Genomic DNA, 22,990 nt, shown 5'->3' on the forward strand with positions numbered 1-22,990 from the left:
TCGGTATCCCGGCCCGCACCCGACTATCACATTTCGGCCTACGACACACCTGGAAAGCAGTGCCTGCACCCGAGGACTTCTGGAGCTACTTCGCCGCGGTGGCCACTTACCTGGCCGTACTGGCGGTGCCTGGCGGCGTCGTCGGATGGGCCGCCGGTGTGCGCGGCTGGGCGCTGGCGGGCCTCGCCCCGCTGCTCAGCTACGCCATCACCGGGCTCGCCGGGCCGTGGCTGGCGATCATCCACGTGCCGTACGGCTCGCTCAGCGTCGCCGCGTGCACGCTGCTGCTCGCCGCGGTGCTCTACGGCCTGCGCCGGCTCGCGACGGCCCGGGGGTGGCTGTCGCCGGGCGCCGAGGAGCCGCCGGTGCCGTGGACGCGCCGGGCGCACCTGGCCGTCGGCGCCTGCGTCGCGGTCGCGACGGCGGTGTCGATCGCCGTGGTGGTCTCCGGCCGCGGCGGCACGACCGCGGTGTTCCAGCGCTGGGACACCGTCTTCCACGCGAACGGCATCCGCTACATCGCCGAGACCGGCGACGGCTCGCTGACCGGCATGGGCACGCTCAACTGGTACCCGGACGGCTCCTTCTACCCGAACGCCTACCACCTGGTCGGCGCGCTGGTCTACCAGCTGTCCGGGACGTCGGTCCCGGTCACGCTGAACGCCGTCACGATGCCGATCGCCGGGCTGTTCGCGCTGGCCATGGTCGCGCTGGTGCGCCAGCTCGGCGGCCGCGCGGTGTTCGCCGGCTGCGCCGCGCTGGTCGCGGGCGGCGCGACGACCGGGGCGTACGAGTCGGTGTCGAGCGGCCTGCTGCCGTTCGCGCTGGGCATCGTGCTGACGCCGCTGGCCGTGGTCGCGCTGCAGCGGTTCGTCGTGCGACCGGGGGCAGACACCGGTGCCGTGCTGGCGCTGAGCGCGACCGGCCTGCTCGCCGCGCACTCGAGCGCGTTGTTCGGGGCGATCCTGTTCGCGTTCCCGGTCGTGGTGCAGCGCTGGTACCGGGCGCTGCGCGGCCGCCGGGTCGACGGCGTGCCGGCCGGCCGCGCCGGGTGGCGGGTCGTCGGCGGGGACGTGCTGCGGATGCTGCCGGTGATGGTCGCGGCGGGCGTGCTGGCCGCGCCGATGATCCTCGGCGCGATCTCCTTCACGTCCGGGTCGTACCCGTACCACGCGTGGGGCTCCCACATGGCGGTGTGGAAGGCGCTCGCCATGCTGGCGACGTTCAAGCAGGTGCTGCCGGTGCCGCAGATCTGGCTCACGGTGTTCCTCGCCCTCGGGGTGTTCACGCTGGTGCGGCTGCGGCGGATGCGCTGGCTGGGGCTCTCGGCGATCGGCCTGTCGGCGCTCTTCGTGGTCGTCGCGTGCTTCGGCGGCGAAGACTGGGTGATCAGCCTGTCGCGGCCGTGGTGGAACGACCGGTTCCGGCTGATGGCGCTGGCCGCGATCCCGATGTGCCTGCTCGCCGCGCACGGCATGAGCGAGACCCAGCGGTGGCTGGCGAAGCTCGCGAGCGGCCGGGCGTGGGTGCGGGCGCGGCCGTGGCTGACCGGCCGGGTCGGGCTCGTGTCGGCGGTGCTGCTGGTCGTGGCGATGGGCGTGCTGACCGGCGGGTTCTACCGCGCGGCCAACGCCAAGACGGTGTCGCTGCTCTACTACAACGGCCTCCCGGGCGAGGTGGTCCCGCCGGTCAGCCAGGACGAGATCGACGCGATGGACCACCTCGGCACGCTCGGCATCCCGGCCGGCCAGAAGGTGCTCAACGACCGTCTCGACGGCACGGCGTGGATGTACGCCCTGACCGGCGTCCACCCGGTGGCCGCGCACTACGACGCCGGTGTGGTGCCCTTCGACGCCGACTACCTGGCCCGCCACTTCCGCGACTACGACAGCGACCCGCAGGTGCGCGCGGCGACGCAGCGGCTGAACGTGCACTACGTGCTGATCGGCAGCGGCACCATCCGCCGCGACACTCCGATCGCGGCGGGCCTGCAGCACCTGGACGGGCACGACTTCCTGCAGGTCGTGTACCGGAACCCGGGCGCCGTGATCTACCGGATCGTGAAGTAAAGAGCCCTCGTGGCCGCGGCGCCCCGTGCCGCGGCCACGAGGGCCTCCCGTCCCCCAACCACCCCCGGGGTGATCTTTGACGTCTGCCTGAAGGACGCCGTCGGGACGGCAATCGGTTTCCCGGCTAGGCGAATGTCACCCGTTCGGCCTAGCGTGCAGTTCCGGCAGGACGTCGCTCGCCACCTGTTCCAGCACCGCCTCGCGCCCTTCGTACGGCGCCGACGAGCGCGGCCAGTGCGCGATGACGTCCGTGAAGCCCAGCTCTTCGGCGCGGCCGGCGGCGTCGCGGAACGCCTCCACGCTGCTCAGCGAGAACACCGGAGACGCGTCCAGGCTCAGGTGACGCTGGATGCTCGCCCGCTCGCGGCCGACGTCGTCGAGACGCCGGTCGAACACCTCCGTGAGCTCCTTGATGCCACGCCACCAGTCGTCCTCGGTCGCGCCGCCCTTGCCCGTGGTCACCCAGCCCGCGCCGAAGCGCGCGGCCAGCGTCATCGTGCGGGGGCCGTTCGCCGCGACCACGAACGGCAGCCGCGGGCGCTGGACGGTGCCGGGCAGGTTGCGGGCGCCGCGGGCGCGGTAGTACTCGCCGTCGAAGTCGAACTTGTCGGTCATGAGCAGCCCGTCGAGAGCCTCGACGAACTCGGTGAAGCGGTCCACGCGCTGCTTGGTCGTGAGCTCCGGCGCGGCCAGCACCTGGCCGTCGTAGTGGAGGTGGTCGACACCCGCGCCGACGCCGAGGACGAACCGGCCGTCCGAAACGTCGTCCAGGGTGGTCAGGTCACGCATGAAGGGCACCGGGTGCCGCGCGACCGGCGACGCCACGAACGTGCCCAGCCGGATGCGGGACGTCACCATCGCCGCCGCCGTGAGGGTCGGGACCGCCGAGAACCACGGTCCGTCGACCAGGTTGCGCCAGCCCAGGTGGTCGTACGTCCACGCGTGGTCGAAGCCGTACTCCTCGGCGGCGCGCCACTTCGGCTCGGCCGCCCACCAACGATCTTCCGGAAGAATCACGATGCCTACTCGCACAATGCCGGACCGTATCGGTAACCACCGACAATCGCTCGGACGGGGACGCGGCCACCCGAACGGGTCAGGGACAATGGCGGAGTGGAGAGACCCCTTCTGATCGCGTCCGACGTCGACGGCACCCTGCTCGGCCCCTCCGAAGCCCTCAGCGCGCGCACCATCGCGACCGTCCGCCGGGTGGTCGACGCCGGGGTGCCGTTCGTGCTCGCGAGCGGCCGGCCGCCACGCTGGATCGCGCCGATCGCGAAGCCGCTCGAGCTGACCGGGTACGCGGTGTGCGCGAACGGGGCCGTCCTCTACGACTGCGGCACCGAGGAGATCGTCGAGGTCCACGGCCTGCTCGCCCCGGAGCTGCTCAACGACATCGCGAGCGCGCTCGACAAGGCGCTGCCCGGCTGCCGGCTGGCGTCCGAGCGGGTCGCGACCGGCGCGGTCGACCACGACATGCGCAACTTCGTGATCGAGCCGGACTACCACAACCCGTGGGGCGACGGCGAAGGCCGCGTCGGGCCGCGCGCCGAGGTGGTCGGGCACCCGGCGATCAAGCTGCTGGTCAGCCACCGCGGCCTGTCGTCGGAGGAGATGGCCGACGCGCTGAACTCGCTGTTCGACCGCGAGGTCGACGTCACCTACTCGTCTTCGGGCGGCCTGGTGGAGCTGTCCGCGCACGGCATCACCAAGGCGACCGGCCTGGCCGACGTCGCCGAGCGGTTCGGCGTCGAGCCCGCGCGCGTGATCGCCTTCGGGGACATGCCCAACGACGTCGAGATGCTGCGCTGGGCCGGCCACGGCGTCGCGATGGAGAACGGGCACCCGAAGACCCAGGACGTGGCCGACGAGATCACCGGACCGGCCGGCGAAGACGGTGTCGCGCAGGTCCTCGAGCGCTGGTTCTAGCTGCGGTCGAGCTCCGCGGCTTCCTCCGGGGTCGGCGCGGTCCCGCCCAGGTGGGCGGGCAGCCACCAGCGGTCCTCGTCCGACGCGGGCTGGTCGGGGTACTCGGCCTGGGCCCGGTCGAGCAGCGCGCTCATCCGGTCGCGCAGCTCCTTCGTGACGACGTCCCAGTCGTCGCGCTTCGCCGGGCGCATCGGCTCGCCGACGAGGATCAGGACGGGCACGTGCCGGCGCGTCAGGTCCTTCGGGCGGCCCTTCGTCCACAGCCGCTGGGTGCCCCACAGCGCCATCGGCACCACGGGGACGTCGGCCGCCGCGGCCATCCGGACGGCCCCCGACTTGATCTCCTTGACGGTGAACGACTGGCTGATCGTCGCTTCCGGGAACACGCCCACGACCTCGCCGGCCTTCAGCTTCTGGACCGCTTCGCGGTAGGAGGCCAGCCCGGCGGAGCGGTCGACGGAGATGTGGTGCATGCCGCGCATCAGCGGCCCGGCGATCCGGTTCGCGAAGATCTCCTGCTTCGCCATGAACCGCGTCAGCCGCTTCGCCGGGCGCGCGCCGAGGCCGCAGAAGATGAAGTCGAGGTAGCTCACGTGGTTGCACGCGATGACCGCGCCGCCGTGCCGCGGGATGTTTTCCGCGCCCTCGACCCGGATGCGGTTGTCGAGTACCCGGAACATCGTCCGGGCCGCCGCGATCACGGGCGGGTACACGAGGTCAGCCATCCCGCCAGGTTACGGGACCGTAGGTTCCGCGCGGCCGTTCAGCGGGGAAGAACACAAAACGGGCGAAGCTCACGCCGTCCGCACGGCCCGCCGCCGGACCGGGATCGCCAGCACGACGGCCAGCAGGATCGTGAACAGCGCGACGGACTGGTGCTTGGTGCCTTCGATGCCGTCGCCGAGAGCCGCCGTGCCGAACTGGGTCAGCGAGACGACCAGCAGGAACCCCAGCACGACGCCCAGCGGCTCCCGACGTAAGAACCAGGCCCTGACCAGCACGAACAGCCAGATCGGCACCAGCACGAACAGGCCGAGTGGCGCGATCAGGCCGGTCAGCCAGGACACCACGGGCACCCGGTGCTCCTGCGCGTGCGGCGCGAAGCCGGCCGACTGGTCGAAGCTGCCGAGGTAGTCCGGCCGGGCGGTCAGCTGGTCGGTCGCCGCGCGGTTGAGCACCTCGAGCGTCCGGCCGGGGTGCGTCGCGAAGTACGTGACGACGTTGCGGCGGCTCATCTGGCCGCGGTACTGCGCGTAGCGCGGGTCCATCGTGGCCGGGTGCGGGTGCCACCAGCCGTTGCCCGCGTACTGCGCGAACGACGGCGGCAGCCCGAGGTCGGCCAGGTCGGCCTGCGTGTCGTGCCGGCCGTCGACGATGTTCAGGAAGATCGAGTTGAAGACGTTGATCTCGCGCGAATCGTCCCCGGGCCGCGCGGCGAGCGAGCCGTCGGGCGCGACGGCCGGTTCGACGCTCTGCTGCGCGTAGAGCGTCACGGCGCCGAGCGCGCCGACGACCAGCGCCGCCGACGCCCACCGCCGCGCGCCGCGCAGGGTGCCCGGCCGGACCAGCAGGATCGCCACGACGAGGATCGGCAGGATGGTCAGCGTCTGGACCTTGGCGTTGACCGCCAGCACGCCGCCCACGAGCGTCACGACCATGCCCGCGTAGCTCCACCGGCCTTCGCGGGCGGTCAGCAGCAGACCGCCGACGGCGAGCAGCAGGCCGAGGAAGGCGGCGCCCTCGCCGAGCACCGCGGCGAAGTAACCGAAGAACGCCGAATCCGCGACGACCAGCAGCAGCCCGGCGGCGACGGCGAGCCGCGCCCGGCGCCCGTACGGCAGGCCGAGCACGATCGCGGCGATCGCTCCCGCGGCGATGATGCTGCTGAGCAGGCCGAGCACAACCAGGCTCAGCGTCGCGTGGGCGCCGACCACCCCGCCGAGGCGGACGGCCACGTCCGCGAGCCAGCTCTGCGTGAGCAGGTAGGTCGGCCGGCACGGCGCCGAGCCCGGCTCCGCACGGTAGGCGAGGTGGATGAACGCCTCGGGCCCGCTGTGCCAGGTGATCCCGGCGCCGCACAGCACCCGGGCGCCGTCGCCGTTGTTGGACATCGCGACCGGGCGCGGCACCAGGAACCGCACCACGAACAGGGTGAGCGCCGCGCCGAACACCCCGAGCCCGAGCAGCGCTTCGGCGTCCAGCTGCCGTTTCGGGACCTCGAGCTTCACGAAGGACAGGGTACGTAGCGGAAGTCCGGGCCCCGGTCGAGGTCGACGACCACGGACTTCGCCTGCTCCGCGCGCGGGTAGACGGCGACCCAGTAGGGCGTGCCGACCCGGCGGAAGGTCGCGACCTGGTACTTGCCGGCGTAGACCGGGTCGATCACGCAGCGCTGGGTTTCGGCGTACCCGCCGTCGGAGGGGACGGCGACGGTCGGCCGGCGGCCGTTGACCACGTAGTCGTAGTCGGTCGTGATGCCGCCGTCGTGCCGGCCTTCGCGGGCGATGTGCTCGTCCGTGCGGCCGAGGACGTCGATGATGAGCAGCTGCCCGCCCTCGGCGGCGAGCGCGCCGGGCGCGGCGGCGCTGACCACCGAGCCGGGCGGCAGGTACGTGCCGAGCCAGCCGCCGATTTCGGTGAGCTCGGAGCCGTACGCGCGCCAGTCGCGCACGCGGTCGAGCATCTCGGGGCTGAACACCGACACGAGCACCGCGATCCCGGCCAGCCCGCCGGCGGTCACCGGGACCAGCCGGGTCGCGGCGGGCCAGGCCCGCGGCCGGGGTGACGGCTTCCCCTCGACGTCCGCTGTGAGCACGCCGTACACCGCGACCGAAGCGACGGCGACCAGCGGCGGCACGGGCGCCAGCAGCCGCCACGCCGGGTCCAGGTCACCGCCGGCCAGCACGGCCACGGCGGCGAGCCCGACGACCGTCGCGAACAGCAGCCAGATCAGGGCGCGGGCCTCGAGCGCGACCCCCTTGGTCCGGCGCAGCAGCAGGGCGACCGCCGCGACCAGGCCGAGCAGCAGAAACCCTTGGTGCGCCAAGGCGAACCCGGACAGGTACGGCCAGCCGGCGGCGACCTGCGACCCGAGCGGGCCGTCGAGCTTCGCGGCCAGCGGCGCGGGGAGGAAGTGCTGGTAGAACGTCGCCCGCCAGGCCAGCCGGGGAATGAGGAACACGACCGCGCCCAGGATGAACCCCACCGGCGCCCACCAGCTGTGCTTCTTCTTCAGTGCGGCGCCCAGCAGCCAGAACCCGCCCAGGACGGCGATCACCAGGCCCTGCGGGCTCGTCATCACGGCGAAGGCGACGAGCACCCCGGCGACCACCGGGCGGCGCGCCGCGAGCGAGTAGCAGACGGCGAGGGTCAGGAGCACGAACAGCGGGACCTCGGAGCCGGAGGGCCCGTAGACCGCGAGGCCGCCGGCGCTCGCCGTGAGCACCGCGGCGGCGACCCCGATCGCCGGCCGCGGCTCGGCGCCCTCCGGGGTGGCCGCCCCGACGATCCGGTTCACCAGCAAGAACGAGACGAGCACACAGCCCAGGGTGGCGACCACGCCGAACACGACGGCCGTCGTCCGCACGTCGGCGCCGAAAGCGGCCCGCGGCAGCGCGATCAAGACCAGCCAGAGGAAGTTCGTGTACCCCTCGACGCGTTCACCGGGGTTGAAGACCGGGCCGTTGCCGTCCGCGATGTTCTGCGCGTAGCGGAACGAAACGAGCGCGTCTTCGGTGACGGTCGCGAACATCAGCTGGTGAAGCAGGGACAACCCGAGGGTGAGCGCGACGACGAGGCCGCGCCAGCCGCGGTCGGTGTCCAGGCGTCCCCAGGTCAGCACCACGATCGCGGCGAGCACCAGCCACGCCACCACGACCGCGTAAACCACCCGGCCCCCTCGTGAAGATCACCCCGCCGGCGCCAGTCAAGCAGGGAAAGACTCTTGTCAATATAACCCGATCGGGTATCGCCTTTCGAAGTCCGCAATTGATCCCGTTCGAACCGGCCTTCGGCGGCTTAGTCTCCACCGTGCTCTCCGTCAGCGTCGCCATTCTCGTGATCGCCCTGCCGGGCCTGCTGACCGGTCTCGCGGCCGGTTTGCGCGGCTGGGCCCTGGCCGGGCTGGCGCCGTTGCTGAGCTACGCCATCGGCGGGCTGACCGGGCCGTGGACCGCCGCGCTGGGCTGGTCGTTCACGCCGTTGACCTACGCGCTTTCGACGGTTGTCTTCACCGCGATCGCTTGGGGTGTCCGGAAACTGACGGTGCGCCGCTGGGCGCCGGAACCGGAGCCGGGCTTGTGGGCGCGGCGCGGGCACCTGGCGGTGCTGGCGTGCCTGCTGTTCGCGGCGGCGATCGGTCTCTCCGCGACAGTCCTCGGGCTCGGCCGGATCGGCGCGCTGCCGCAGGGTTTCGACGCGGTGTACCACGGCAACGCGGTGCGCTACATCGCCGACACCGGCGACGGCGGTCTGTTCGGGACGGGCCAGGTGAACTGGTACGGCGACGCGGCGCCGGTGTTCTATCCCAACGCGTACCACCTGCTGGCGTCCGTGACGTACCGGCTCAGCGGGACGTCGATCCCGGAGACGCTCGACGCGAACACCGTGCTGCTGCCCGGTTTGCTCGCGTTGTCGCTGGTGACGCTGGTGCGCGAGTTCCGTGGCCGCGCGGTGCTGGCCGGCGCGGTGGCGCTGACGGCGGTGGCGCCGGTGATGGGTGTCTACGAGTCGATGGATCGCGGACCGTTGCTGCCGTTCGCACTGGGCGTGACGTTGACGCCGTTGGCCGCGGTGGCTCTGCGCCGGTACCTGGAGCGGGTCGCGCCGGACACCGGGCTGGTGCTGGTGCTGGCCGCGGTGGGGTTGCTGTGCATCCATTCGTCGACGTTGTTCGGCGGAATCCTGTTCGCCGGGCCGCTGCTGGTGCAGCGCTGGCTCTCGTCGTGGCGCCGCATCGGCCGTGATTTGGTGGCGCTGTTGCCGATCGCGGCGGTGTCGTTGCTGGTGGCGTGGCTTCAGCTGTTCGGCGCGCTGGGCCTGGCGACGAGCGCGGTGCCGTACTACGGCTGGCCGAGCGAGTACCGCGCGTCGACGGCGCTGGGGGCGTTGCTCGGTTTCCAGCACTACGAACCGCATCCGCAGGTGTGGCTGTCGGTGGCGCTGTTCCTGGGGATCGTGTTCTTCGCCCGCGCGGGCGCGCTGCGCTGGATCGGCCTGACAGCGGCGGTCACGGGCCTGGCGTACATGGCGGTGGCGTCGTCGAACGCGCCGATCGTGATGGCGTTGTCCCGCCCCTGGTGGGACGACCCGTACCGGTTCTTTTCGATGGCGGCGATCCCGCTGTGCGTCCTGGCGGCCCACGGGTTGGCGTCCACTCAGGCGTGGTTGCGCGACCGGCTCCCGTCCTGGGTGCCGGTGGCCGCGGTGGTGTTGCTGGGTTTCGTCTTGCTGTCCAACGGCTTGTACTTCCGTTCGAACGGCGCGCGTGTGTACCCGGGGTACCAGGCGGCGGATCCGTCAACGCTGCGCGTGACCCCGGCCGAGGCGACGGCGATGGAGAAGCTGGGGACTCTGGCGGCCCCGGGCGAGTGGGCGATGAACGACCGCTTCGACGGGACGGTGTGGACGTACGCGCTCTCGGGGGTCCGGACCGTCGCCGGGCACTTCGACGAGACGTTGCTGCCTTCGGACGCGGTGCTGCTGGCTGGGCGGTTCCGGGACTATGGGACTGACCCGGCGGTGCGGGCGGCGGTGCGGCGGTTGGATATTCGGTGGGTGATTTTGGGGAAGCCGTCGAGTGAGCCGGGGAAGCCGTATCAGGCGGGGTTGGTGGGGCTGGCGGGGGAACCGTTCTTGAAAGAGGTTTACCGCAATTCGGATGCGGTGATCTATCGCTTGGTGTCGTGAATTCCGGTTAGTTTCTGACCTTGGTCTGGCTCGGCCGGTTGTGCCGCGGCTCGGCGCGACCGGGGTTCGAGCGTCGCGAATGACCCATTCGGGACGCCAGACGTCTCCAATGACCCATTCGCGACGGCGGGTTCCGGACCAAGCTCACGAAGGAGCCGATCTTGCGGCACCCCCTCCGCAGTGGTTCCGACGGTCGTTGTGGCACCCGTTGCAGGTGGGCAGGGCCGGGCAGCCGCCATGCGCTCTGCCGGGCCGGCCGTTCGTGTACTCGCTGACTCTCCCGCCGGTCCGGCAGCGCACGAGGATCTGCGGGGTCCCGCGCAGCACGCTGCCAGGAGTGCGATGGGCCAGAGCGCACACCGGCACGCTGGTGGCGTGGGTGAACCGGCGATTCAGGTGCATCTCGCCGCGCCGGTTTCGGGCCAAACGACCGCCGCCGTCCGAGCGGCCCCCGCCCTTCCCCTTCAGGGGCCCGGCAGAGTCGGGGCGAACGTGACCGGCGAGCCGCTGCGATGCCGTGAATGACTCATTCACCTCGTCAGAGGTCATGAATGAGTCATTCATGACCCTCCCGGGCCGCTACCACGACCTCCGGTGTGATGTACCTGGCCGTCCGCGCTACGAGCTGACCGACGAATCCGACTTCGCCGGCACCCCCGCCCTTCCCTTGGGGGGCGTCCCCGAGTCCATTCTATCCGGGGGTGGGGGACAAAAGGCCTGGGTGAGCGGTTCTCGGGCTTAGTTGTCCACATGTGCGTAACGGCTGTGGACAACTTGGGTACAGGTGGTGGACAGCCTGGTCAGGCGGCTGTTGGCGCTGGGGGGCGGACCGTGCGGGCCGCTACTGCTGCCATGCCCGCCGTCAGGAGGTCGGCCACCGTGAACATCACTCGGGAAGCGACCGCGAACGCTGTGGCCTGGCCGACCGTCAGGCCGCTGGCCGTCAGGACCGCTACCTGCGCCACCTCGCGGACGCCCACTCCGCTCGGGAGGATGAACGCGAACGTGCCCACCGTCATCGCCACCGCCATCGCGCCCACGCAGAGCACGAAGCCGCTGAAGCCCGGGGTGCCCACCGAGTTCGCCAGGAGCCACAGGTGGATTCCCTGCAGGCACCAGGCCGCCGTCGAGGCGCCGAAGACCTTGCCCACCACGCGCCAGCCCAGGGGGTGGGCCAGCGGGGGGCGGCGCAGCACCCGCAGCACCAGGGACGTGCCCCAGGTCAGGATCTTCGGGTGCAGCATCGCCAGGCCGACCGGGATGAGCACGAACAGCCACAGCGCGCGCGGGCTGTTGCTGAACACCGCCGGGGCCGCCAGCAGGGACACCACCAGCGCCGACACCACGCCGACGCCGAGCTGGATCAGGGAGCCCGTGAAGATGCGGGCGCGGGCCAGGCCGGCCTTGCGGCCCAGCTCCATCTGCAGCAGGTACGCCCAGACCGAGCCCGGCACGTACTTGCCGAGCGAGCCGACCAGGCAGATCTGCGCGCCGCGGGCGTAGCCGATCGGTTTGCCCAGGTCGTCGACCATCACCTGCCAACCCCAGGTCGAGACCATGATCGCCGCGACCAGGGCGACCAGGCTCAGCAGGGACGACTGCCACGCGACGTCGCTCAGGGTGTGCCAGAACTCGCCCCAGTTGGCGGCCAGCTGCTTCGCCGCGAAGCCGATGACCAGCAGGATCGCGACCCAGCGGACGACGTCGATGATCTTCGCCTTGGTCGACTTCGGCTGCTTTCCGGCAGCCGGGGTCTCCCATTCCGGCGACTCAACTGTCGTCATCGACGCATCTCCTCAGGCCTGGACCGTGACCAGGCGGCTGAATTCGGCCAGCAGATCGTAACCGTCCCAGACCGCGGAGAACGTCAGGGCGCTGCCGAACGGCACGATCCGGTCGACCCCGCGGCCCGCCAGCTCGTGCGCGAACGCCGTCAGCTCCTCGGCCGTGAAGCCGAACTGGCCGACGGTCTGGTCCTTGCGCAGGACGATCGGCACCAGATCGGACAAAGAGGACACTCGTGCGTTGGCGAACGTGCCCGCGCCGAGCCACTCGCGCGGCAGGACCGCCGGGTCGGTCAGCTCCAAAGTGGCCAGGCCGTTGCCGGCGAACTCGATGCCGCTCACCAGCCCGTCGGCCGCCGCGCCGTACGCCGAGACGCGCTTCTGGACCGCCATCGCCGGCTCGGTCACGTGCTGTTTCGTCTCCAGCACCGACGCCAGCAGGGCGCGGAACTCACTGCCCGCCGCCTGCGCGCCGGCCTCGTCGCCGACCCAGAACACCGCGCGCGGGGACGAGCAGGCGGCCTGGTCGAACCAGTACGAGTCGTTGTAGAACCCCTCGGCGGCCGCGCGACGCTCTTCCGAGGACGCCCGCTGCCAGCCCGCCACCGACGCGACGGCGAACGACGAACGGTCCGGGAACGTCAGGTCACGCGCGTGCGGCGCGAGCGGGTACTTGCGCAGGGCCGCGACGGAACCGTCGCCGCCCCAGATGACGCGCAGGTCCGCGGCCAGGGACAGCGCACCGCTCACCTCGTCGCTGCGGTCGTACGTCACCATCCGCTGGGTGGCCGTGATCGCCGCGGCGACCGAAGAGTCCACTTCGGACAGTGCCGCGTTCAGCGCCTCCAGCACCGCCTCGGCGGCGCCGGCCGAGCGCGACGACACCCGCACGACGTTGTGGTTGCCCGCCAGCGCCGACAGCGCCCACGAGTAGACGAAGATCGTGTCCACGTTCGCCGGCGGCACGTGGAACACCAGCCCACGCGGAAACCGCAGCGCGCCACCGGTGGTGTCCAAAGTGGACAACGCCTTGGCGATCTCGCCCTTGCGCAGGAAGAAGCCGAGGGACGCCAGCTCCGGGAAGCGGCGCGCGGTGGCCGGGGCCAGCAGCTTGCGCGCGAACTTCGTGATGAACTCGACGACCCGCGGGTCACCGACGCGCAGCCGGCCGCCGGGCGGCGACGCGCGCAGCTCGTCGACCAGGTCGGTCACCGCAACGGCAGGAGCAGCGGGAAAACGCTGGGTCAGGGAAGTCACGCCGCCGCTCCCGAGAACGTGTCCGAGCAGCCGCGCGCCTCGGCCTTCGGCAGCCGGCCGAGCACCGAGAAGTGCTTGCCCGGCCAGTCGCCGTCGTCGATCCCGTTGTAAACGCCGAGATCCTCGGTGAGCAGCACGTGCCCCGGATACGACCGCGGCAGTGTCGAGACGACCTCGATCACGCCCGGCTCCCCGACCGGCTGCTCTTCCCACGTCTCCGGGTTGCGGATCACGACATCGGCGAAGTCCGGGCAGTACAGCGAGTTCCCGGACGGGCCTTCGAGGAACACCGTGCCGATCTGCTCGATCATCCCGTAGTAGTTGTGGATCCGGGTGAGCCCGGTGTCCTCCTTGAAGCGACGCCGGAACTCGGTGTTGTCCACCGCGCGGTCGATCAGCTTCTTCCAGCCACCACTGTGGATTAGGATGCCGTTCGACAGGTCGAGACCGTTGTCGCGCGCGACCTCGTACAGGTACAGCCACACCATGAACGTGAAGCCGAAGATCAGGAACGGCTTGTCGTCGTACTCGGCCAGGAACTTCTTGACGGCTTCGACGTCCGGCTTGTCGTTCTCGTCGAGCACGTACGTGTGCTTGCGGCCGAAGTTCGCCATGCCCAGCACGCCCGCGCCGCGCGCGGAGAACGACCGGCGGTTCTTGATGATCCCGATCGTGTCGACCATCAGCATCGGCAGCCGCTCACCGCCGAGGACCTCCTGCAGGGTCGCGCCGAGCTGCTTGGTCTGCGCGCCCGCGGCCTCCTTGTCCAGGTAGATCCGCGATGCGCCGGCGCCCGTGGTGCCGGACGACGTCAGCGTCTTGAAGACCTCACTGTCCGGAACGGACTTGAGGTCGTGCGTCTTGAACATCCGCACCGGCAGCCACGGCAGGTCCGCGATCGTGGCGAAGGAAGCGTTCGGCGCGATTCCCAGCGACGACAGGATCCGGTCGTAGCCTTCGGAATTCGCCCGATGGTGTGACGTCAGGGAAGCCAGCTCCGGCAGCAGCAACGCCTCCCGGTCGGCCTGCGACCGAGTGAACACGCTCATACCTTCGCCTCCAATGACCGGTAGTCGATCTTCCCGCTGGCCAGCAGCGGCACGGTGTCGATCGGGCGCACGTCGAACCCGCTGGCGTGCAGGTGCAGCCGCTCGGACAGCGCCTTCGACGCGTCCTTGCAGATCGCCTTGTCGACGCCCTCGGCGAACAGCACCACCTTGTCGCCGGCGGGCACCGCGGCCACCACGTCGATCCCCACGGCCGCCGTGCGCACGGCGTGCTCGAGGTCGTCGAGGCTGACGCGGTTGCCGAACACCTTGCCGATGCGCTTGAGCCGCCCGGTGATGAACAGGTACCCCTCTTCGTCGAGGTACCCGAGGTCACCGGTGGCGAGCACACCGCCGTATTCGTCGCCCTTGGCCAGGCCGGACTCGTCGTCCGCGTAACCCAGCATCACATTGGGCCCACGGTAGACGACCTCACCGACAATTTTCGGGTGCGTGGTCTCCGAGCCGTCGTCACGGCGGACGGCGAACGCGCCGCCGGGCAGCGCCGGCCCGGCGGAACCGAGCTTTTCGGCCAGCCGTTCGGCGGGCACCGTCGTCATCCGCGGCGCGGCCTCGGTCTGGCCGTACATGACGTACATCCGGCCGCCGACGGCCAGCATCTTGTCGTTGAACTCGGCGATCAGCTCGTCGCGCAGCTTCCCGCCGGCCTGCGTCAGCGTGCGCAGTGTCGGGTACTTCGCGGGGTCGAACTTGAGCCGCCGCAGCATTTCGTAGTGGTACGGGACGCCCGAGAGGGACGTCACGCCGTGCTCGTTCACCGCATCCCAGAAGCCGCGGCCGAGCACGCCAGACGGCTCGATCACGACGGTCGCGTCCCGCACCAGGTGCGAGTTCAGCACCGAGAGGCCGTAGCTGTAGTGCAGCGGCAGGCAGGTCGGCGCGACCTCGTCGGAGGTGATGCGCAGCACCTGCGCGATGGCGTCGGCGTTGGCCAGGACCGCCTGCCGCGAGAGCCGGACGAGCTTCGGGTTGCCGGTGGACCCGCTGGTCGGGAGCAGCACGGCGAGGTCGGGATGCGGCTTCACGCCCTCGGCCGACGAGCGGACCCAGTCCGAGCCCTGCACGGCGTACCCGTCGGGCGCGTCACCCGAAGCCGACAGCACCGCGGCCGGGCGGAAGCGCGAGACGAGCCCGGCCAGCACGTCGGCGTCCAGCGCCGGGTCGATCAGCGCGATCGCCCGGCCGGACTCGAACGCGCCGAGGTAGGTCAGCACGCTCGGCAGGTCGACCGACATCCGCGCGAACACGACGCCGGCCGGCAGCTCGGCCAGCTCTTCCATCCGCCGGCCGACCTCGGCCGACAGTTCCGCGCCCGCCAGCGTGCGGCCCCCGGCCACATCGACCAGCCGGGCTCCCGCACCCAACAGCGTCACAACACCAAGCCTCCGTCGACGCCCAGCACCTGTCCGGTGATGAAGGACGCCTCATCACCCACCAGGAACCGGATCGCGTTCGCCACGTCTTCCGCCCGGCCGAGCCGCCCGAGCGGCGTCTTGCCGGTGTTCTCCGCCTTCGCGTCCTCGCTCAGGCCCGCGGTCAGGTCGGTCTCGATCACGCCCGGCGCGACCGCGTTGACCCGGATCCCGGACCGGCCGAGCTCCTTCGCCGCCGACTTCGCGATGTTCGCCACCGCCGCCTTCGAGGCCGCGTACACCGTCTGGCCGGCGCTGCCATACGAACCGACGATCGACGCGAGCACGACGATCGAGCCGGTCTTCTTGCGCATCATCGCCCGGGCGGCGGCCTGGACGGTGTGCAGCGTGCCGGCGACGTTCGTGCTCAGCGTCGTGTCGACGAGCTCCTCGCGGATCATCCCGAGGAGCGCGTCCTCCATGATCCCGGCGTTCGCGACGACGATGTCGAGCTTCCCGTGCTCCTTCGCGACGCCCCTGACCAGCGAAGACACGGCCTTCGCGTCGGTGACGTCGAGCGCGAGCCCGGCCGCGGCGCCCGCGGACGAAGCCGCCTCCTTGGCGCGGGCCTCGTCGCGGCCGGTGAGCACCACCGTCGCGCCCGCTTCCACCAGAGCGCGCACGGTGGCCAGGCCGATCCCCCGCGTCCCGCCGGTGACGAGCGCGACCCGACCGGTCAGATCAGTCATTCTTCGACTGCAGCTCGGTCACCATGTCCACGGCGACCTTGAAGCTCGACATGTCGATGACCTGGTCGGTGTCGAACTCGACGTCGAACTCGTCCTCGATGGCCGCGACCAGCGCCATGTGGCCGACCGAGTCCCACGCCTCGAGGTCGCGGTACTTGAGGTTCTCGACGTCCACGTCCGCGTCGAGATCGAGGGCCTCGACGAAGACCTCGCGCAGCTTGGGGGCAACCGACATGTTCGTGACTCCTAGTGCTCTTCGCGCGGGCGGGCGTCCCACGCCTTTACCAAGGTAGAGAGGTCTTCGGGCAACGTGACGTCCGGGAGACCTTCCTTGCCCTTCAGCCACGGCCCGAGCGCCTCGATCGTCGCCTCGTCGAGGCCGCGGCGGGAAAGGCCCACGACGTTGACGCCGGTGACGCGCGCCGGGTTGCCGACGGCGATGGTGAACGCGCCGATCTCGCGCCGGACCGCCGAGCCCATGCCGATCATCGCGCCGGGGCCGATCACGACCTTCTGGTGCAGGATCGCGCCCATGCCGAGGTTCGCGCCGTCCCAGATGTGGCAGTGGCCGCCGGTGACGGCGTTGGACGCGACCGTCACGGCGTCGCCGACCAGGCAGTCGTGCGCGACGTGGGAGTTGCGGAGGAAGTAGCCGTCGCTGCCGATCGTCGTTGTCCGCCAGGTCCCTTGGTGGACACTCACGTACTCGCGGATGCGGTTGCGGCTGCCGATGACAACACCGTGGCCGTCGTGATCCGCGTCACCCGCCGGAGCTTCGTCCCAGGCCGCCGGGTGGGGGCGGCCGCGGTCCTCGCCGGGCGTGCCGATCGTCACGTGCGGGCCGATCCAGTTGCCGTCGCCGATCCGCGCCGGGCCCACGATGACGGCGAACGGCCCGATCACGTTGTCGTCGCCGAGTTCGACGCCTGCACCGAGGACGGCGGTGGGGTGGATGCGGTTGGCCACGGGTCGGGTGTCCGTTCGTCGGCGGCTGGGTACTGGGCGTGCTACCGCGCCCGGTAACGTGTGGCCCGCGTTCATGCAGGGCGGCCGGGCGCAGAACCGGCGGCTCACTGTACCGGACGCGCCGAAATCGCCTGCCGAGAGAGACTGCCCATGATCCCCATCACCGTGGTCGACGTTCGCGACGCGGAGGACCTCGTCGTCGAGGTGCTGCGCTCCGGCGCCATCGCACAGGGACCGATGGTCAAGCGCTTCGAAGACGCCTTCGCGGCGGTCTCCGGGACGAAGCACGCGATCGCGGTCAACAACGGGACGACCGCGCTCGTCGCCGCGCTCCAGGTCCTCGACCTGAAGCCGGGCGACGAGGTCGTCACGTCGCCGTTCACCTTCGTCGCGACGCTCAACGCGATCCTCGAAGCCGGCGCGACCGTCCGCTTCGCCGACATCCGGCGCGACGACTTCGCGATCGACCCGGACGCCGTCGCCGCCGCCGTCACCGACCGCACCAAGGTGCTCATGCCGGTGCACCTCTACGGCCAGACCGCGGACATGGGCAAGCTCGCGCCGCTCGCCGCCGAGCACGGGCTGAAGGTGATCGAAGACTCCGCGCAGGCCGTCGGCGCGTCGTTCGAGGGCAAGCAGGCCGGCTCGTTCGGCATCGGCTGCTTCTCGCTGTACGCGACGAAGAACATCACCACCGCCGAGGGCGGCGTCATCACGACGGACGACGACGCGCTGGCCGACAAGCTGCGCGTGCTGCGCAACCAGGGCATGCGCGCCCGCTACCAGTACGAGGTCGCCGGCCACAACTACCGGATGACCGACCTGCACGCGGCCGTCGGCATCCCGCAGCTGGCGAAGCTCGACCAGCTGACCGCCGCCCGCCAGGCGAACGCGAAGCGGCTCTCGGAGGGCCTCGCCGGCACGCCGGGCCTCGACGTCCCGCAGGTGCTGCCGGGCCGCGAGCACGTGTGGCACCAGTACACCGTGCTGGTCGGGCCGCACGCGTTCCTCTCGCGTGACGAGCTGGCCGCGGCGCTCACCGAGCGCGGCATCGGCAACGGCATCTACTACCCGAAGATCGTCTTCGACTACGACTGCTACTCCGGTCACGACCTGATCCCGGGCGCGCGCGTCGAGGACTTCCCGGTGGCGCAGGCGGTTGCCGCGCAGGCGCTTTCGCTGCCGGTGCACCCGCACCTGACCGAGTCCGACCTGGACACCATCATCGAAACCGTTCGCGAGGTACTGGGCGCATGACGCATCGGATCGCTCTTGTCGGGACCGGGAACATGGGTTCCCTCCACGCCCGTGTGCTCGCCGGGAACGAGCGGGTCGACCTGGTCCGCGTGATCGATCCGCGCGAAGAGGCGGGCAAGGCCGTCGCCGACCGGTACGAGACCCAGTGGACGCCGGAGATCGGCTCACTGTCCGATGTGGACGCCGTCGTGCTCGCGTCGGCCACCGAGGCGCACTACGACCTGGCGCAGGAGATCCTCGGCCAGGGCAAGCCGATGCTGGTGGAAAAGCCGGTGTGCAACAGCTTCGAGCGGTCGCAGGAGATCGTCGCGCTGTCGAAGAAGCAGGACGTCGCGCTGATGTGCGGGCTGCTCGAGCGCTACAACCCGGCGGTGATGACCGCGCGGGCGCTGGTGAACGAGCCGATCCACCTGATGGCCCGCCGCCACGGCCCGTACGCCCCGCGCATCAAGACGGGCGTGGCGTGGGACCTGCTGGTGCACGACGTCGACCTGGCGATCCAGTTCTTCGGCGGCGCGACGCCGGCGCGCGTGACGTCGGGCGCGGGGTACTTCCACCCGTCGTCGGTCGAGGGCGCCGAGGACACCATCGAGACCGTGCTGTCGTTCCCGACCGGCCTGGCCACGGTGTCGGCGTCCCGCTTGGGGCAGAAGAAGGTCCGGTCGCTGGTGGTGTCCGAACTGGACCGCCTGATCGAGATCGACCTGCTGCGCCGCGACGTCACGATCTACCGCCACATCTCGCACGACTCGGTCACCCCGGACGGCCTCGGTTACCGCCAGCAGACGGTCATCGAGATCCCGGAGCTGATCACGGCGCGCGAGCCGCTGGCGACGCAGCTGGACCGCTTCTGCGACCTGCTGGAGGGCAAGATCGACGCCGACACCGAGCGCGACCTGATCCTGCCTTCGCACCACGTCGTCGAGCAGGTCCTCACGCAGGCCGCGGCCTAGCTGACCGGAACCGGGAAGGCCGCCGGGCTTCGGCGGCCGTCCGGGCCCACCGCGCGGACGGCGAAGAAGACGTTGTCCTTCGACAGGTCGATCTTCGCTGTCAGCGCCGGTCCGACGTCGATCGTGTGGGTCCAGTCCGGCGCCGTGGTCTCGCGCCACACCACCTCGTAGCTCGCCGCGCCCGGGGTGGCCGTCCAGAGCAGCTCGGAGTCGTTCGTCAGGGCCGCCGTGCGGATCTTCACGCCCTTCGGCGTGCCCGGCGCCGTGGCCAGTGACCACAGGGCCGCGCCGTTCACGCGCGCGACCCGCGTGATGTACGGGAAGTCGCAGAAGCGCGGCAGGTCGCCGTACTGGACGCCGTTCTCCACGCGGACGTTCTGGTGCTGGTGGGCGAAGTCCTCGTTCGGCTCGGTGAAGCGCGCCGCCGGATAGCCCTGCTCCAGGAAGCCGATGTGGTCGCCGCCGCGCAGGTAGCGGTCGCGGCGGTAGATCACGCGGACCGTCATGCCGGTCGAGTCGTTCTCCGCCACCGACTTCACGAACCGGGCCAGCTGCCGCGGCGGTGAGTCGTTCTCGCCGCCGATGCTGCGGCGCAGGTCCGCCTCCTGCGGCGTCTCCGCGGTCGGGACGCCCTCGGCGAAGAGCCGGATCGTCGACGGTTCGCGCGTGCCGTCGTCGGCGCGGCTCGAGCCGACGATGTCATCGGTGAACATCGCCTGGACGTCCGTGCCCGCCGCCTTGAACTGCCGGGCCAGGTACCGCGAGCCGTAGAGGCCCTGCTCCTCGCCGGCGACGGCGGCGAAGACGATCGTCGCGGCCGGCTGCCGGGTCGAGAGCACCCGCGCCAGCTCCAGCGAGACGGCGACGCCCGACGCGTCGTCGTCCGCTCCCGGGGCGTCGCTGGTGAAGTCCATGACGTCGGTGCAGCGCGAGTCGTAATGCCCCGAGACGACGTACACGCGGCCCGGATCGGTCGACCCGCGCAGCGTCGCGACGACGTTCGTGATCGTCGTCGGCACCGGGATCCGGTCGGCGGGCGGCTGGACGTAGGACTGCAGCTCGACGCTCAGCCGGCCCCCGGACGCCGCCGCGACCGCCTGGAACTGGGCGAAGAGCCAGTCCCGGGCCGCGCCGATGCCCCGGTCGGGGTCGCTCTGGGACGACAGCGTGTGCCGGGTGCCGAAGGCGGCCAGCCGCCGGACGGTCGCCTCGATCCGGCGTTCGTCGACCTGCCGCAGCAACGCGCGCAGGTCCGGGCCGGGCGGCTGCGGCCGGATCGGGCCGCCGGGCCCGCGGTCCCCGAGCTCGGCGGCGCCCGCCGGAACCCGCGTCGCGGCGGCGGCGCCCAGGGCGGCAGAAGCGGTGAGGAACACTCGTCGTGAGGTCACGGTGGGGTTCTTACGCCCACGCGAACCCGGCGGGTACCGCCTACTTGGTGAGCCGCTTGCCGTTCGGGTCGTACGCGATGAGCGGCGTCAGCACGTCGGAGTTCGGGACGGCGACCGGGTCGAACCAGAAGAACACCACGTTCGGGTCCGCGGTCCACTTGGCCAGATCGGCCTCGACGGTCTTGCCGTGCACCGTCGTCGTGATCCGCGCGACCGGGCCGGCGAAGTACCCGAAGACCGGGATCAGCTGGTCCTGGACGATCTCGCCGCCGTCGGTGGCGTGGAAGCCGTACGACCGGTCTGAGCCGCGGATTTCGTTCGTCGCGAGCACGGCCCGCACCGAGGTCCCGGAGCGGAAGCCGGCGACGAGGCCGAAGTGGATGTCCGGCAGGAGCTGCGGCTCGTCGACCGCCCGGGCGAAGAGGACGATCTCCCCCGCGGCGGTCGAGATGCCGGTGCCGACCACCTCGCCGATCGGCGGCTTCTCCGGCGGCCCGCTGGTCGCCGGCGGTGTGGTGACCGAGATCGACGGCGGCTGCGCGACCGGCGCGGGCGCGGGCTGCCGCACCTGGACGGCGAAGACGACCACCAGCACCACGGCGGCCGCGGCGGCGACCCCGGCGACACTCGTCAGGACCCGGCGCCGACGCCGGATGCGGGTGCCGCCGGCCATGATCTTGGCCAGGTCCGGCTCGGCGAAGGGCTCCTCCGGCGGCCGGCGGAGGGCGGCGCGGAAGTCGTCGAGGTCGTTCATCGGCCGCTCCCTCCGATCAGCGTGTCCTCGGCGCCTGCCTCGATCCGCAGCTTGGCCAGCGCCCGCGAGTTCGTGCTCTTCACGGTACCCAGCGAAACGCCCAGTTCTCGCGCGACGTCGGCTTCGGGCAGGTCGAAGAAGTGCCGCAGCACAACGACGGCGCGTTCGCGGGCGGTCAACGTCTTGAGCACCGCGGTGAGCCACGCGCGCTGGGTGACGGCCTGGTCGACGTCGAGGCTGTCCTGCCGCTCGGGCATCACCTCGGTGGCGTACTCGCGGATCGGGCGCCGCCAGCCGTCGATGACGTGGTTCACCAGGACGGTGCGCGCGTAGCCGTAGGCGTCCTTGTGCCGAACCCGCGACCAGGCCGCGTACGTGCGGGTGAAGGCGGTCTGGGCGGCGTCCTCGGCCTGGTGGCGATCGCCGGTGAGCAGGTAGGCGGCGTGGGTGAGCCGGGCCGACGACGCGCGGACGAACTCCGCGAACTCGTCGTCACCGCGCGCCATACCTGCTCCGTTCGTCCTTCTCCCAGCGACGGCCGGGGCACGGAAAGGTTGCTCTCAACCTTTTTGAGCCTACGCCCGTAGTTCCCTCGGACGATCTTGCTAGCGAGGGAGGACCCGTGAAAAAACGCCTCGTCATCGCCGGTACGGTCACCGCCGCGTGCGGCGCGCTGGTGTCTTCTACGGCGTGAAGGTGCAGGAGCCGCGCCTCCCCCAGACCAGCTTCGGGTACTACTACGGCCCGGCCGCGAAGATCACGGCTAAGCCCGGCGTCGCGCACCAGGCGCGGTGGAGCGTCGACCCGAACGTTGTGGCGTTCTGGTTCGACGCGGGCGAGCCGGACGGCCTCAAGGCCTACGACGCGGCGGGCGCCAGGCTGCCCTCGGGCAACTTCGGCGTCGGGCGCGGCTGAAACGTTGCGTAACCGCAATCCTGCGCTCGGTTACGGAGCGCTAGATTGTCTTTCGTGCGCTTCTTGGGGGGAATCTTCGCCGCCGCATGCCTGCTGACCTGCGTCACAGCGTGTTCGGGCGGTTCCACGACGGCGGCGCCGGCGGTCACGTCGGCTCCGCCGTCATCCACTTCCGTGAGCAAGCCGAAACCGACCACCCCGGCGCCACCCGCCTTCACGCCGGCCGTCTCACCGGCGAAGGTGACGGGGGCCTGCCCGTACCTGGGGAACGTCGAGTTCGCGCAGCTCCTGGGCACCGCGTGGAACGTGCGAGAGCCCAGCGAGATGCCGCCCGAGCAGCTCGGCCCGGGCAAGGCGTTCCGCTGCTCCTACGCGTTCGGCGAGCTGTACGTCCTGGCGGCGACGGGCGGCAAGTCACCGAGCGCGATGCTCAAGCAGCTGCAGTCGGAGTGCGACGAGCCCGCGAAGCCGGTTCCGGGCGCGGGTGAGGCCGCGGGGTACTGCTACGGCACGGGCGCCAGTTCGCTGGTCTTCGTCGCCAAGCACGCGCACGGCCAGCTGCGGGTGGCCGAGATCGAGATGGGCCGCAACCGCGCCGACATCAGCGAATCCCTGGCAAAACTCCTCGGCGACCGGCTCTGAA

The 22,990-nt window shown here is 71.1% G+C and carries 21 protein-coding genes; 7 read left to right on the forward strand and 14 right to left on the reverse strand.

The window, feature by feature from the left end:
* Positions 1–59 precede the first annotated feature (59 nt).
* On the forward strand, positions 60–2,069 hold the full coding sequence (locus ACZ63E_RS40715; RefSeq protein ID WP_465314016.1) for a DUF6541 family protein: 2,010 nt from the start codon (positions 60–62) through the stop codon (positions 2,067–2,069).
* A gap of 135 nt (positions 2,070–2,204) precedes the next feature.
* On the opposite strand, the gene ACZ63E_RS40720 is transcribed toward ACZ63E_RS40715, so the two are convergent.
* Positions 2,205–3,101 carry an LLM class flavin-dependent oxidoreductase gene (locus tag ACZ63E_RS40720; protein WP_465341660.1) on the reverse strand — a complete coding sequence of 299 codons (897 nt, stop codon included), beginning with the start codon at positions 3,099–3,101 and terminating at the stop codon, positions 2,205–2,207.
* Between the two features lie 96 nt (positions 3,102–3,197).
* Between ACZ63E_RS40720 and ACZ63E_RS40725 the strand changes: the two genes are divergently transcribed.
* Positions 3,198–3,998: an HAD family hydrolase gene (locus ACZ63E_RS40725; RefSeq protein WP_465341741.1), complete on the forward strand. Its 801-nt coding sequence runs from the start codon at positions 3,198–3,200 to the stop codon at positions 3,996–3,998.
* On the opposite strand, the gene ACZ63E_RS40730 is transcribed toward ACZ63E_RS40725, so the two are convergent.
* The 3 genes from ACZ63E_RS40730 to ACZ63E_RS40740 form a co-directional block, all read right to left on the reverse strand.
* On the reverse strand, positions 3,995–4,723 hold the full coding sequence (locus ACZ63E_RS40730; protein WP_465341662.1) for a lysophospholipid acyltransferase family protein: 729 nt from the start codon (positions 4,721–4,723) through the stop codon (positions 3,995–3,997). The genes ACZ63E_RS40725 and ACZ63E_RS40730 overlap by 4 nt on opposite strands.
* Before the next feature lie 69 nt (positions 4,724–4,792).
* Complete coding sequence (gene wsfD, locus ACZ63E_RS40735) at positions 4,793–6,226, reverse strand: glycan biosynthesis hexose transferase WsfD (protein ID WP_465341664.1); 1,434 nt, start codon at positions 6,224–6,226, stop codon at positions 4,793–4,795.
* On the reverse strand, positions 6,223–7,887 hold the full coding sequence (locus ACZ63E_RS40740) for an ArnT family glycosyltransferase (RefSeq protein WP_465341665.1): 1,665 nt from the start codon (positions 7,885–7,887) through the stop codon (positions 6,223–6,225). The genes wsfD and ACZ63E_RS40740 overlap by 4 nt, the downstream gene beginning before the upstream one ends.
* Positions 7,888–8,027: 140 nt before the next feature.
* Here ACZ63E_RS40740 and ACZ63E_RS40745 point away from each other — a divergent pair, with 140 nt between their 5' ends.
* Positions 8,028–9,905, forward strand: a complete 1,878-nt coding sequence (locus ACZ63E_RS40745; protein ID WP_465341667.1) for a DUF6541 family protein — start codon at positions 8,028–8,030, stop codon at positions 9,903–9,905.
* An 800-nt stretch (positions 9,906–10,705) separates the two neighbouring features.
* On the opposite strand, the gene ACZ63E_RS40750 is transcribed toward ACZ63E_RS40745, so the two are convergent.
* From ACZ63E_RS40750 to ACZ63E_RS40780, 7 genes are read right to left on the reverse strand one after another with little or no spacing between them, the layout of a single operon-like run.
* On the reverse strand, positions 10,706–11,689 hold the full coding sequence (locus ACZ63E_RS40750) for a lysylphosphatidylglycerol synthase transmembrane domain-containing protein (protein ID WP_465341669.1): 984 nt from the start codon (positions 11,687–11,689) through the stop codon (positions 10,706–10,708).
* A gap of 12 nt (positions 11,690–11,701) precedes the next feature.
* Complete coding sequence (locus tag ACZ63E_RS40755) at positions 11,702–12,946, reverse strand: acyl-CoA reductase (RefSeq protein ID WP_465341670.1); 1,245 nt, start codon at positions 12,944–12,946, stop codon at positions 11,702–11,704.
* Positions 12,943–13,995: a LuxE/PaaK family acyltransferase gene (locus ACZ63E_RS40760; RefSeq protein WP_465341671.1), complete on the reverse strand. Its 1,053-nt coding sequence runs from the start codon at positions 13,993–13,995 to the stop codon at positions 12,943–12,945. The genes ACZ63E_RS40755 and ACZ63E_RS40760 overlap by 4 nt, the downstream gene beginning before the upstream one ends.
* On the reverse strand, positions 13,992–15,386 hold the full coding sequence (locus ACZ63E_RS40765) for an AMP-binding protein (protein WP_465341672.1): 1,395 nt from the start codon (positions 15,384–15,386) through the stop codon (positions 13,992–13,994). The genes ACZ63E_RS40760 and ACZ63E_RS40765 overlap by 4 nt, the downstream gene beginning before the upstream one ends.
* Positions 15,383–16,114, reverse strand: a complete 732-nt coding sequence (locus ACZ63E_RS40770; RefSeq protein ID WP_465341673.1) for an SDR family NAD(P)-dependent oxidoreductase — start codon at positions 16,112–16,114, stop codon at positions 15,383–15,385. Before ACZ63E_RS40770 ends, ACZ63E_RS40765 begins: the two co-directional genes overlap by 4 nt.
* Entirely contained in the window at positions 16,107–16,349 is a 243-nt protein-coding gene (locus ACZ63E_RS40775) for an acyl carrier protein (RefSeq protein WP_465314005.1), read from the reverse strand. Before ACZ63E_RS40775 ends, ACZ63E_RS40770 begins: the two co-directional genes overlap by 8 nt.
* Positions 16,350–16,360: 11 nt before the next feature.
* Positions 16,361–17,080 carry a UDP-N-acetylglucosamine acyltransferase gene (locus tag ACZ63E_RS40780; protein ID WP_465341674.1) on the reverse strand — a complete coding sequence of 240 codons (720 nt, stop codon included), beginning with the start codon at positions 17,078–17,080 and terminating at the stop codon, positions 16,361–16,363.
* A gap of 150 nt (positions 17,081–17,230) precedes the next feature.
* Between ACZ63E_RS40780 and ACZ63E_RS40785 the strand changes: the two genes are divergently transcribed.
* Together ACZ63E_RS40785 and ACZ63E_RS40790 are read left to right on the forward strand one after the other, a co-directional pair.
* Entirely contained in the window at positions 17,231–18,337 is a 1,107-nt protein-coding gene (locus ACZ63E_RS40785; RefSeq protein ID WP_465314003.1) for a DegT/DnrJ/EryC1/StrS family aminotransferase, read from the forward strand.
* Positions 18,334–19,290 (forward strand): Gfo/Idh/MocA family protein, encoded by a 957-nt coding sequence (locus tag ACZ63E_RS40790; RefSeq protein WP_465314002.1) that lies wholly within the window; start codon positions 18,334–18,336, stop codon positions 19,288–19,290. The genes ACZ63E_RS40785 and ACZ63E_RS40790 overlap by 4 nt, the downstream gene beginning before the upstream one ends.
* On the opposite strand, the gene ACZ63E_RS40795 is transcribed toward ACZ63E_RS40790, so the two are convergent.
* The 3 genes from ACZ63E_RS40795 to ACZ63E_RS40805 are packed head-to-tail and all read right to left on the reverse strand — an operon-like array spanning position 19,287 to position 21,938.
* On the reverse strand, positions 19,287–20,678 hold the full coding sequence (locus tag ACZ63E_RS40795) for a M20/M25/M40 family metallo-hydrolase (protein WP_465341675.1): 1,392 nt from the start codon (positions 20,676–20,678) through the stop codon (positions 19,287–19,289). The two genes, ACZ63E_RS40790 and ACZ63E_RS40795, sit on opposite strands and share 4 nt — an antisense overlap.
* Positions 20,679–20,718: 40 nt before the next feature.
* The gene (locus ACZ63E_RS40800; protein WP_465341676.1) at positions 20,719–21,432 is read right to left on the reverse strand and encodes a hypothetical protein; all 714 of its coding nucleotides are present in this window, start codon (positions 21,430–21,432) and stop codon (positions 20,719–20,721) included.
* On the reverse strand, positions 21,429–21,938 hold the full coding sequence (locus ACZ63E_RS40805) for a SigE family RNA polymerase sigma factor (RefSeq protein WP_465341677.1): 510 nt from the start codon (positions 21,936–21,938) through the stop codon (positions 21,429–21,431). The genes ACZ63E_RS40800 and ACZ63E_RS40805 overlap by 4 nt, the downstream gene beginning before the upstream one ends.
* A gap of 157 nt (positions 21,939–22,095) precedes the next feature.
* Between ACZ63E_RS40805 and ACZ63E_RS40810 the strand changes: the two genes are divergently transcribed.
* Both ACZ63E_RS40810 and ACZ63E_RS40815 read left to right on the forward strand, forming a co-directional pair.
* Entirely contained in the window at positions 22,096–22,347 is a 252-nt protein-coding gene (locus ACZ63E_RS40810; RefSeq protein WP_465341678.1) for a hypothetical protein, read from the forward strand.
* Between the two features lie 54 nt (positions 22,348–22,401).
* On the forward strand, positions 22,402–22,989 hold the full coding sequence (locus ACZ63E_RS40815) for a hypothetical protein (RefSeq protein ID WP_465341679.1): 588 nt from the start codon (positions 22,402–22,404) through the stop codon (positions 22,987–22,989).
* The last annotated feature ends 1 nt before the right edge of the window (position 22,990 follow it).

It is taken from the genome of Amycolatopsis sp. NPDC104819 (assembly GCF_055583145.1).